Origin of the sequence: Dehalogenimonas etheniformans (genome assembly GCF_014672715.2) — a bacterium.
In the GTDB taxonomy this organism is placed as follows: Bacteria; Chloroflexota; Dehalococcoidia; order Dehalococcoidales; family Dehalococcoidaceae; genus Dehalogenimonas; species Dehalogenimonas etheniformans.
Genome location: NZ_CP058566.2, coordinates 293,609 through 305,945 on the forward strand (window position 1 = coordinate 293,609; position 12,337 = coordinate 305,945).

Genomic DNA, 12,337 nt, shown 5'->3' on the forward strand with positions numbered 1-12,337 from the left:
TAGTTGTGATTTAGAGCTTGGGATTTGGTACTTGGTAAGGCTGGAGTAGGGTCTGGACAGGTGGACATATCACATGGTTTATTCTATCATATTATTCATACTTGTATGAGGATGGTGTGATGGAGAACGATTTTAACGGGGTCTGGTCGCCAAAATTTTACGGATCCACTACGATCGGTGAACGTGGCCAGATGGTTATTCCGGCCGAAGCCCGCAAAGACTTCGATATCACTCCCTCATCAAAGTTGCTCGTATTCGGGAGCCCCGGCGGGTTGATGGTTGTTAAAGCCGAAAACATCACAGGATTTTTGACCAAGGCTTCGGAGATGCTAAGGGCGCTCGAAAAAGCATCGTTGAGCACCTAGTTTGAATCTCAATTTCGATCTTTTTTCTCAATAATAGAGAGGTGTGCGTGGACGCGTTTTTCAAAGGTTTAGGCAGGTTCATCGAAGAAAAAAGAGCCCTGGTGATAATCGCCAGTGTTATCCTTTTAGCCGGAGCTATGTTCGGAGCAACGCGCCTGACATGGGCGACCGGAATGGAAACGATGGTGAACACCGATTCCCAGGTCTATCGAGACTATCAGGAATTTAACGACTATTTTGGGGCCGATACCGTAATAGTATTGACCCGCGCCGACGGCCTGACCGAGTTGGTAAATCTCGGCAATGTGTCCCAGGTGGATGCTATTGAGCAGCAATTGAGCGGCCAGGATGGCGTTTTATCCGTGGTGGGTCCCGGTTTTGCCCTGCGGCAAGCGATGGCTCAAATAACAGGCGCGGCTGTTTTGCCGCCAGACCAGGCAACGTTGAACGCCATACTTCTCGATAATGGCGAGATTCGCCCGGAAATGAGGAACTTCTTCCCGACCGATACCATCGGCATCGTCATCGTCACGATGAAGGGCGGAGTATCTCAGGCACAGATCGATTCGCTGGTAAGCTCAGCGAAGGCGGCGATAGCCGATGCGACATTTACTGGCGTTCAGGGATCGGTGACCGGGGCTTCCGTTATTTTTTCCGAGATGCAGGCACTTATGACAAAAAGCATGAGTACCATGATTAGCATTTCGATGCTGCTGATGCTTGTTATCCTGGCGGTCGTCTTTTCGGTCAGGGGATTCTTTGCCTGGCGGTGGCTGCCGCTGGGTGTGGTGGCTATTGGCAGCATCTACGCCTTCGGTATGATGGGCTGGCTGTCAGTACCAATCACGATGGTCAGCATGGCCATTTTACCGATTTTGATCGGCCTAGGCGTCGACTACGCCGTCCAGTTCCACAACCGCTATGACGAAGAAGCAAGGCGTGGCGAAACGGTCGGGGAAGCTATCATCGATTCCGTCAGACACATCGGGCCGGCTATCGCCATTGCTATCATTGCCGCAGCTCTTGGCTTTGTTGCTCTCTTCATTTCACCGGTACCGATGATCCGCCAGTTCGGCCAAATGCTGGTCATGGGCATAGTAGCCTGCTATCTAGTTTCGCTCTTTATCCTGCTGCCAATCCTTTATATCCACGATCGCGGCAAGGCTGCTAAAACCAATGGCAACAACACCAAACCACTTGCCGAAGGACGAGCCGGATTGGTCGAGAGAGGGTTGGGAAAATTGGCTCCTTGGGTTATTCGCAATCCGGTGCTGATAATTGCTATCGCTGTCCTTTGCACCGTAGCCGGCGTGGCGCTCGATGGCAGGATACCCACTGAAACCGACGAACAAAAATACATCTCCCAAGACCTTCCGTTGATGAAAGATTTCAACGAACTGGCGCAGCTTTCCGGTGGCTCCGCGGCTTTTAGCATAATGATCAAGGGTACCAATGTGACCTCGCCGGGAGCGCTCGTCTGGATGATAGATGTCGAAGGGAAGATATTATCCCAATCAGCGGTGCCCGTCATTGGGGCAAGCGGCATCGCCGATACCGTCGCCCAGATAAACCAGGGGCAAATTCCTGAGACCCAAGCCGGTATCGATCAGGCCCTAAGCTATGTCCCCGCGTTGCTAAAAGGTAATTTGTTAACGCCAGATAATACCGTGGCAAACATAACGATCAGGACTGGCCCCGGTATCGGCACGGAACAACTCAGAGAATTGAAAAATGTGATTCAAAACTACATTGATTCTCCGCCCGCCGGCGTTACAGCTACCGTCACCGGAGAGGGAATCATCGGTTTGGAGATTATGAATTCCCTGACATCCGGACGAACGGAGATGACGCTACTGGGAGTCGCCCTGGTGTTCGTTGGCCTCTTCCTGTTATTTAGATTCAATGCGGCACGAGCCTTGATCGCCACGCTTCCCGTGGCGATGATCATCGGCTGGTCGAGTATCGTTATGTTCCTGGGACACATCAAATACACAGCTCTTACCGCCACCCTCGGATCTCTGATCATCGGTATCGGCGTCGAATTTACTATCCTAATCATGATGCGCTATAACGAAGAGCGCAAAAAGGGTGAAACTCCGGAAGTCGCGATGACAACCGCGATGACTAAGATCGGTAGGGCGGTCATCACTTCCGGTCTGACCGTGGTGGGCGGTTTCGGGGCGTTGCTTTTTGCCCGGGATTTCCCGATCTTGACTGATTTTGGCGCTGTGACGATGATCAACGTCGGTTTTGCGCTGGTTTCAAGCCTGGTAGTCCTGCCGACGATTATCGTGGCGGTGGATCGGAGAAAACTGGAAGTAATTAAGGCGCGCGCAATAGAAACAACGACCGTCAAATAGACGTTGGATTTTAGATACTGAGGGGCGCCACCAAACAGTGGAGCCCCTCAGTTGTTTTTATGCCTGCCTTCAATGTGGGCAGAAGAGGATTCGAACCTCTGACTTCCTGCGTGCAAGCTCACCATTGAGTTGGGAAGAGGGACGATTCATGTTTTTCATGGTCGTCCTCCCGTTACTAATTTATCATACACTAGTTGTTGAGCAAACCAAACATGGTATCTAAATACGTTTTTTGAATAGAATTGTATTTACCTGAAGGCTGCCACTAAAGAATTCATCAGGAGGAGGTAAAGATCACATACATTGAACAAACCACAGAGAGTCCATTTGGACTCTCTGTGGTTTTGGTGCAACGTTGTTTATGGTTGCTAGTTCAATGGAGTGAACTTGACCAGAGGGACTTGCCAGTGCCCCAGGTTGGTAATGATGGTGCCATTTCCCACCATTTCTCTGAATCAAGCAATTCATAACCGAAAGTTTTTCCCATTTGCCACATGAAACCATTGAACACACCGGTAGTTGATACCGTGGCATGTACTAATTCGTGAACCATAGCGCCTTTTTCAGTATTCATAGTACAGATACCTCGGCATACCTGCGAACACCCGTTAATCCCTGAGAATCCTTGACATTGAGTTGTGTTAGTCCAGAACAATCTCTTTCCGGGGTTGTTGATCATATTCGGGACGATGTAGTCAAAGTTCGGGATGTCCCAACTGGGTTCCGCTTCATGTGAGATCGCCTGACTTGGACACATTTCAGCGCACCTTCGGCAAGTGTGGCAGAAGCGGAATATTCCGGCATCGATTGGTTTAGCTTGCATCATTGGGAGATCGGTTATGATGCTATAGTAGCCGGTGACCGGACCATGTTCGGGTTGGATGCAAATTTCACTGCTGCGTCCCATCTCAGAAACACCGCCGAGTACCGCGCTGGCTTCAGCCGGCATCATTCCGCCAGGACCATCGCCGGCACCATAACCATAGCTATGGTAACCCAAGATATTAATGAATGCTTGGAGACAAGGATAAGTTGATTGATGGAACATGCGGTAACGAGCAGAGTTGGACTCCGATGAAAGTTTTGTGGAATTGTTACCCGAACCCGTGGTACTCCAAGATGCCCTAGCCATGGGGATCATCACCCCGATATCCCAGAGAGGTCTATCGGGCAATACTAAATGGCAATCATCCACTCCGTCAATGGGTTCGATATATCCTACATCAACATTCTCGAAATCTATTTTTCTCCAGTATCCAGCGGGAGGGGGCCATTTGTTTACAAAGCCATCACCCGTCGAATTTCCCTTAGGACCAACTCTCGTATAGGTGTAGACAAGGTTTCGTTCATGACCCGAAAGTTCGGCCGTACCAATATTGCCAGCACCAAAACAAATGGAAGCTGCGCGAATCATACGAGCATTCTCTTCGGGAGTTCCTTGCCATTTGGCCATACCTAGTTTTTGCGGGTCCGTAGGGGTAAGACCCATCCATCCGTCCTTAGGATTCTTGGTGATGTAGGGTAATACCGGTCTGTAGGAGCCAAATATACCACCGGCTGTACCGAGCGCCGTGTCGCGGAGTGTATTTCCTTTAGTCCCAACGCGAGCTTTAGTAGCCGCTGAACTTTCTGCCCGGTTCGCCAGCCACTTCTCTGCGCCCCAATGCTGTGCGTTCGGATAGGATGAATGAGCCATCGTCCGATGGTCGTACCGTTTAACTTTACTCCAATCGATCTCTACTGTCGGTTCATCAACTGATTTTACCCACCAGGGGCGCTTCCAGCCACCTGACTCAGAGGCGGTTAATTCATCCAAGTCGTGGAATACGGGAGACGTGAGTGCCGCAGCTCCAACCCCAGTCAGGCCCAGAACTTTCATGAACTCTCGCCTGCTTACTGTGTGATGGAAAGTGGTCATGTAACCTCCTTGTTAATATTTGTAACAAATAATACTCTGTTCAGGTTTTTCGTACATCGTCCTAAAGGCCTAGGTCATCTAAGTATTTTGGTTCTTCTTAATAACTAAAGTATGCATACATATTCCTGAGAATACTCCGAAATGCTTAGAGTACTAGTTCTAATAGACGATATGAATAAATCGCCAATCTTGTAATAATGATATTATCAACATTAGGAGGTTTGAGATGTCGAAATTCCACTCCATTGTTAGCAGGCGGGATTTTATGAAGGGGCTTGGATTGGCTGGTGTTGGTGCGGCTGCCCTAACTGCGCCAGCATTTCATGACCTTGATGAAGTAACCTCCTCAGATTCGGCCAGCTGGAAAAGAGCATGGTGGGTGAAAAAGCAGGATGAACCAAGCGTAGAGTTGGATTGGAGTCAGATTAAACGCTATGACCACCGTCTAATGGCGCATTCTTCTTATCCTCATGTACAGCATATCGGTAAGGAAAAATGGCTCGAAGCAGTAGCACAAGGTCCTATTAAAACCAAAGAGAGACTAGGTACACCGGGTTGGGATATTCGGTCGACTGCTCTTTCAGGTAGCCAAGGCGTCTGGACAAGTGATCAAATGACCCGTAATGATAAGATGGTTGGTTCGGATAATGGTTTTAAAACTCCAGAACAACAAGGTCTACCAAAGTGGAGTGGAACACCTGAGGAAGCTAATCGAATGATGCGGGCAGTAATACTTGCTTATGGTGCAAATCAACTGGGGGTCACCCATATGGGCACGGGGGGAGATAAACACCGGAATTTAATCTACACTTACAGCCGTACCGGTCCTATAGGAGCTTCTACCGGAGATGAATGGATCGATAAATGGCCACCACCGCCAGGTTATTGGCGGAAAATTGAAATGAGGGATGTTGCAGTCGGTTTTGAAGAACCGTTAGATGGTGTGAAAGACGTCGTCCAAGTTTTGCCAAACGCAGATCTTTGGGATATGGGAATTATGATTGCCATGCCCAGGGAAGCCTGGCGAGTTGGAAACGGCGTAAATAGCGGTTCGCAGATCTCCAGTTGGGGAAATGGTATGCGTTACAATATATATCATACATCAGTGCAACCGGGAGTGAAGAGATTTTTGCGAGCAATTGGTTATCACGCATACGGTTATTCTTTCCCGGAATTTTATGGTGGTTTAATGCCCTCGGAAGCCAGCGGCGTAATGGGCGGTGTTGCTGAATGTGCTCGAAGTAGCGAGATCATTATTAATCCTGAAGTGGGACCCACCGGCGGTTACTTTAGCATATTGACCGATTTACCGATGTCAGTCGACAAACCGATAGATGCCGGCATTTTCCGCTTCTGTCACTCATGTCATAAGTGCGCTGACTATTGTCCTTCGGGTTCGATTTCCAAAGATGCTGACCCTGATTGGGAAATCCCATGGCAGCGTTGGGGTTATAAGGTACCAAGCTTGACAAATAATCCAGGTAAAAAGCTGTTTTGGAGTGACATGACAACGTGCAGGATATCTTATGGCTACATTAATGCCTGTAACCAGCTTTGTAGAGGCGTATGTTCGTTTAATGTCAATAATTCAGCCATGATTCATGAATTAGTACACGCGACAGCGTCTACGACGGGGCTTTTCAATAGTTTCTTCTACTCAATGAGTAAATCGTTTGGGTATGGGCCATTAGATCCGGACGATTGGTGGGCAATGGCTGATGGTTTACCTGCTCGAGGCACTGACAGTACTGCAGTCTCCTTTTCTGGCGGATATAAAAAGTAGTCATTGCGGTTAATTGATAAGAATGACGGGCAGAAATGCCCGTCATTCTTATTGATAGTGTGGCGAACATTAAAGAGATATCAGGCAGATTAGCCCGCAAATATTGTACCCCACACGATGTTATGGAATCAGATTGTATCTTTTTTTAAGCTCTTTAAAGACCCGAGGATTCTTAGATTAGATTAGTCCACCTTATCCCTATACTTCTCTCCCAATTGCAGGAATGAGAACCTCAAGTTGCTCCATAAGGCTTTGGAATTGATCCGTGGTTAACGTCTGGTCACCGTCAACCAAAGCTGTATCAGGGTGAGATGTAACTTCGATTAACAAACCATCTGCCCCGGCTGCTATGGCTGCTTTGGAGGCGGAAATAACCAAGCCCCTGTTACCGGCAGCGTGGCTCGGATCAACTATGAGGGGTAAATGACTCATTGTTTTTATTACGGGGATCGCCAGAATATCCAACGAAAAGCGTGTGCTATTTTCAAAACTACGTATTCCCCTCTCGCACAGAACAACATTTTTGTTACCCTGGGCAAGTATATAATCGGCTGCACTTAGTAATTCAGAGACTGTATTACCAAACCCTCGTTTCAACAATACGGGAAGTTTCGACTCTCCAACCGCTTTAAGTAGGGCTGTATTTTGCATGTTCCGGGCACCGATCTGAATCATATCGGCGTATTTCTCTATGAGGTCAACATCCCGGAAATCGGTTATCTCTGTCACAATCGGAAGGTTGTATGCTCTGCTTGCCTCATGTAGCAGTTTTAGAGCGGTGGAACCTAAACCTTGAAAATCACGGGGTGACGTGCGTGTTTTGAAGGCTCCTCCCCTGAGCATGGCGGCTTTGGACTTCGATATCTGAGAAGCCGTTTCAAATAGTTCTTGCTTATCAACGACAGTACACGGTCCAGCGATGATTACTATCCGCTTGCCGCCGAATTTCACGTTTTTTACGCAAATTTCTGTGTCGGATTGTTTAAATTCTCTTGACGAAAATAAAGGTGGTTTCATATCGATAGAAATATCTCCAGCGTATAACCAGTGAGAGTGTATTCCAAATTAATGAATGGGACAAGCAGATCTGACGGGAGGATCCATATTATTTGGTGATCGCAAGCCCCTCAGTCTAATGCCCACCCCCAGGTGGTACGCAGCCATGGCAAAGAACGCAATTCTGATCGGAGGGGGATTCTGCAGTCGAAGTAACGATCGGCAGCGGAACGTTATTGACAGTACGGTCTGGGGAAGAGTTGTGTGGAGCGCACGCTATTGCCATGGACAGCCATAGTAAAATTAGAACCAAAAATCCAGTGTTGATTCGCATTTTAACGCTACTTCTAATTTATATTATATTTACAAATTTGTTGTTTTGGTATATCGATCGTACAGCGACGGATTCATTTGGCTCGATTCATCAATGCTTTTTCCCGATCAGCTTGGCGGGAATTTCAGGTTCCAATATCGATTGGATGTCATCGATACCAAAGGTTTTCTCACACAGATGACATCGGTGACATTGGTTTTTACAGTTCATTAAAACACGTTCCAATTTTTTACCCTGGTCAGTCATCCAGAAATTGTTGCTTAATCCAGATTGTATTATTTCTGGATCTGTCACTAATTGAGAGAAGATCCCGGTTCCGAAAATCCAAAGATATAAAGGTTCGAATTTGTTCTCAATAATCGTCGAGAAGGAATCCGCGGCGACCCGATTCGAAAATAACCACCCTGCTTTCAAAGTCCCATTACCCTGAGGGATGATGGGACTCAATCTTCCACTGTATTTAAATATGTCTACTAATTCCGCGTATTCGTTGAACGTATCGACACTCGACCAATAGCAATTCGTTCCGAATCTAGGAATCGTATTGTCACCGAGAACATCTCTCCAAGTTTTACATGTCAATTGAGACCACGGATTGAGTTCATAGTTGATTTTCCGTAAATGCATCTGTAAATCATCGTGTTCCCTTTTGAAAGGGCATGATGGCATGCAGTCCTCCCAAACCAACATACAAGTTTTGACATGTTTTTCGGGGTATCGCTCTTTATATTCATCAACAGCCTCCCTGATCCGTTTGAGTTCATCCATATTGCGATTCAATGAACGGTCGAGCTGGACAACGTTGTATCCTAAATATAAGTAATCAAGGACCTGTTGTGCAGTGGAAACCTGCTGATTTACCGTATTTTTCCATTTCATCTCAGGAAACCGTTTGTGTAAAACTCCTGAACGCATCAAATGATTGTTTGCCAGGGTACAACTCCTTAAACCTCTGTCATAGAACTCTTGAAGCCAGTTGATAAAAGCCTCAAGCACGCGATCATTTTTACTATAATATAACTCTATTGGAACATTGAGTTGGTTTATGGTGAGTGAGATCTCAATACCAAAATCTTTTTGAATTCTGAATAGATTATCGATTTGTTCGTTCGTGGCTTCGACTCCCATCACGTTGCCATAAAGGACCTCATGGGGCTTGGGGTAGTTGTCCCAAGCTTCCTTTTCCCGATAGTTGTACCTAAATTTCGCCCCGAAATAGATATCGTAGATTTCTTCCTTGAATTGATGAGTTGAACTGTTGATCGCTTCATAATACAGAGAAGGGCTCGGCCAGTTATCGCGATGAGGGATTGAAAATCTCTTTGCTAAATTCATGTATCAAGATCTCCGCTATCGGTCTTTCCGATATTTATCCTCAATAATGTTATGACTGGGTAAAAAACCGTTCTTTTCTGGTTGTTATTATACCATGTCTCTTCAATCCAAAACGCCTTAAGATTACCGACTCCACTTCATTTGTATCATTCTCAGGTAGACGACCAAAGATGCAAAAGACCTACTGATCCCGCGGATTTTATCCCTGCGTGTTTTTTGAGGTGTTAACAATTAGGGAACTAGAGTTAAAAAGAGTTAACTATAATTAATGTTTCTTTATGGACAATTAACTCAAGATTCAGGTAAGTTCTAGGTGTTACTCCATTAGCCTACACGGAATCGGAGGCTATATTTGTCTAAGGGGATATTTCGATATGAAAATATTAATAATTGATGACGACGAAAGTATTTTGGAATTGCTTCGCCTAACGTTTGAATTTGGATGGTCCGAGGTCGAATTGCTTGAGGCAAAGACTGGGGAACAGAGCCTTAGAATTGTTGAAATAAATTCACCTGATGCTATCATTTTAGATCTAGGTTTACCGGATATGAGCGGTTTTCAGGTGATAAAACTGATCCGTTTATTCTCCAAAATTCCAATCTTGGTGCTCTCGGTTCAGTCCAGTGAACAAGATAAAGTGAAAGCTCTCACTTGGGGAGCAAACGATTATCTCGAAAAACCATTCCACCAGATGGAATTGCTGGCTAGAATGAAGGTATTGACCCGAAATGTTAAACGTACTAATCATGATGTTTCAATTAGAAGCGGGGACTGGCATTTCGGAAGATCAGTAACCGAATTATTTCGAGGTTCTGTCTTCTTCGACTTGACCCCTGTCGAGGGTTTCATAATGCATACCCTGATAAAAAATGCGGGACAATTTATTGATACCCAACGTCTTATCATGGAAGCTTGGGGGGGATCTTCCCGTACAACGCCAGATACGCTGCGGGTTCATATCCATCATATTCGATCGAAAATCGGCGATGAACATTCCAATCCCAAAATCCTGATCAACAGGCCGGGAAGAGGATATGCTTTTATCGATTCGGATTCACCCGCAAATTTTTAGAATCCAATACTACGATTATTGATATGAAAGTTCTACTTGCATTTCCGCCCCAGTGGGTTCCTTTTAGCCCATATTTAAGTCTGCCGACTCTTGCATCGTATTTAAGAGCGGGGGGTGTCGAGGTTATCCAAAAAGATCTGAACGTCGAATCGTACGAATACATGCTTTCACGATCCTACCTCAGGCGCATAAGACATACTATATTGACGCAATTCAATTCTCTTGAATCTCTCAATGAGTTGACGATCGAACAACAAAAAGAATATAACGACCTCTTTATCGCAAAGTGCCTTTTACGTAAATTGGTGAAACAAATCGACGAAGCGAAAGGGGTTTATCGGGACAAGGAAAAATATTACGATCTTAACAAGTTGGCATCAGCCAAAAGGCTGATCGACTCGGCGTTGGAAGTAATATCCTTAGCCCACTCGCCTACACATTTTAGCTTAACTACATTTGAGATGAGTCCGGGACAAAACTCTATTGATGACATAGAAAGAGCGACGGCAGACAAATCAGAGAATCTATTTGTCGACTTCTACGCCTCCAACTTTATTGAGTTCGCTAAAAAACATCAGCCGGATGTCATCGCGATTTCAATTGTAAGTAATACTCAATTGATACCTGGATTGACTCTTTCCCGGATGCTAAAAGAATCGGGGATTAAATCGCATATTGTTGTCGGTGGGACCACAATAACATGTCTCAAAGATTCTTTATATAGGTTGGGATCGAAATTTGGTGAATACTTTGACAGTGCCATCTTTTACGAGGGAGAACGTCCTCTACTTGAACTTGTAAGATGTCTCGAGAATAAACAACACTTAGGAAAAGTCCCAAATCTGATGTTTCTCGATAATGGCAAAATCGTAACCAACGAAATCAATACAACCGAAGATATCGATCTATTGCCAACACCTGAATTTGATGGGCTGCCACTAAAATTGTATTTTTCTCCCGATTTGGTTTTGCCTATACTTGCTTCTCGTGGCTGTTATTGGTCAAAATGCGCCTTCTGCTCCCACGGATTAATCTACAATGGCACTTTTAGAACACGAAGCATCGATAAACTCATTAACGACTTCCGAACTTTATCACTAAAATACCAAACCAAGAATTTCGCCTTTTCTGATGAGTGTATTTCTCCTCACACTTTAAGATTGCTGTCTGAAAAACTTATCGAAGCCGATGTGCAGATAAAATATTCATTGGAGGCGAGATTCGAAAAACAGTTTACCCGGTCACTATATAACCGCCTTGCTGAATCTGGCTTGAAGATCATTTATTTCGGATTTGAATCGGGTTGTGAACGTTTACTCAACTTTATGCACAAGGGAATTTCTTTAGATACGGCCGTCGAAGTATGCCGTAACGCGCATGACGCGGGTATTTGGAATCATCTATTTATATTTTTTGGTTTCCCAACTGAAACATTAACAGAAGCTCAGGAAACAGCCGATTTTCTGATACTACATAAAGATATTATTCGATCGTTTAGTGGTGGGAGTTTTGTTCTATCGAAGGGTTCGGAAGTTTCAAATCATCCAGAAAATTATGGGATCGTTAAAGAAGAAATACCAAACTATGAATTCCAAGTGACTTACGATTATGCTACGACATTAGGGATAAGCCAGCAGCAGGCCAAAACACTCAGTGAAGAGATTGTAGACAAAATTTATAAGGAGTATCCGAGTAATTCTTTAATCGATGTTCTAGGCCAAGACAACTTACTCCACTACCTCATTCATTTTGAAAATACAGATCCATTTCTAATTTCGGCGACTCTCCCAGACAAATCACTAAACAAAATAATAGGAGGTACAAAAAAACAAATCACTGGGAAATCAATTCCGACTTTACACGAGCATATCGTATGTGAGTCCGTACGATACAACATTTTGGAAATTAGAAATCATATTACACATTCTTCAGGTAACAATGTAATTCCCAGGGTCACAAATATTATTTACGATATAGACTCAGGGATGACAAGAGAAATAACACAAACAGCAAAAGAAATCCTGGATCTATGTGATGGAATGACGACCGTGACTCGCGTGGCAAAGGCGTTGGCTGCAAAGTACAGACAGAATGTTACCTATATTCAAGATGAATGTTCTTCATTTCTAAAGGAAATGATTTCCAATAATGTAGTCTTCCTAAAAAATTAATG

The 12,337-nt window shown here is 45.0% G+C and carries 8 protein-coding genes; 5 read left to right on the top strand and 3 right to left on the bottom strand.

Features of this window, described 5'->3' with window-relative positions:
- The first annotated feature begins 119 nt into the window (after positions 1 to 119).
- Positions 120 to 365, top strand: coding sequence for an AbrB/MazE/SpoVT family DNA-binding domain-containing protein (locus HX448_RS01565; RefSeq protein WP_102331435.1), 246 nt, complete (start codon positions 120 to 122; stop codon positions 363 to 365).
- A gap of 47 nt (positions 366 to 412) precedes the next feature.
- Complete coding sequence (locus HX448_RS01570) at positions 413 to 2,725, top strand: efflux RND transporter permease subunit (protein WP_102331434.1); 2,313 nt, start codon at positions 413 to 415, stop codon at positions 2,723 to 2,725.
- 373 nt (positions 2,726 to 3,098) lie between these two features.
- On the opposite strand, the gene HX448_RS01575 is transcribed toward HX448_RS01570, so the two are convergent.
- Positions 3,099 to 4,643: a reductive dehalogenase gene (locus HX448_RS01575; RefSeq protein WP_102331433.1), complete on the bottom strand. Its 1,545-nt coding sequence runs from the start codon at positions 4,641 to 4,643 to the stop codon at positions 3,099 to 3,101.
- Positions 4,644 to 4,869: 226 nt separating this feature from the next.
- Between HX448_RS01575 and HX448_RS01580 the strand changes: the two genes are divergently transcribed.
- Complete coding sequence (locus tag HX448_RS01580) at positions 4,870 to 6,426, top strand: reductive dehalogenase (protein ID WP_102331432.1); 1,557 nt, start codon at positions 4,870 to 4,872, stop codon at positions 6,424 to 6,426.
- Between the two features lie 198 nt (positions 6,427 to 6,624).
- Here the strand turns inward: HX448_RS01580 and aroF are convergent, their stop codons facing one another.
- Together aroF and HX448_RS01590 are read right to left on the bottom strand one after the other, a co-directional pair.
- Positions 6,625 to 7,443 (bottom strand): 3-deoxy-7-phosphoheptulonate synthase, encoded by an 819-nt coding sequence (gene aroF, locus HX448_RS01585; RefSeq protein ID WP_102331431.1) that lies wholly within the window; start codon positions 7,441 to 7,443, stop codon positions 6,625 to 6,627.
- A 403-nt stretch (positions 7,444 to 7,846) separates the two neighbouring features.
- The gene (locus HX448_RS01590) at positions 7,847 to 9,091 is read right to left on the bottom strand and encodes a hypothetical protein (protein WP_102331430.1); all 1,245 of its coding nucleotides are present in this window, start codon (positions 9,089 to 9,091) and stop codon (positions 7,847 to 7,849) included.
- A 374-nt stretch (positions 9,092 to 9,465) separates the two neighbouring features.
- Here HX448_RS01590 and HX448_RS01595 point away from each other — a divergent pair, with 374 nt between their 5' ends.
- Positions 9,466 to 10,164: a response regulator transcription factor gene (locus tag HX448_RS01595; RefSeq protein WP_102331429.1), complete on the top strand. Its 699-nt coding sequence runs from the start codon at positions 9,466 to 9,468 to the stop codon at positions 10,162 to 10,164.
- Between the two features lie 23 nt (positions 10,165 to 10,187).
- Positions 10,188 to 12,335: a PqqD family peptide modification chaperone gene (locus tag HX448_RS01600; protein ID WP_102331428.1), complete on the top strand. Its 2,148-nt coding sequence runs from the start codon at positions 10,188 to 10,190 to the stop codon at positions 12,333 to 12,335.
- The last annotated feature ends 2 nt before the right edge of the window (positions 12,336 to 12,337 follow it).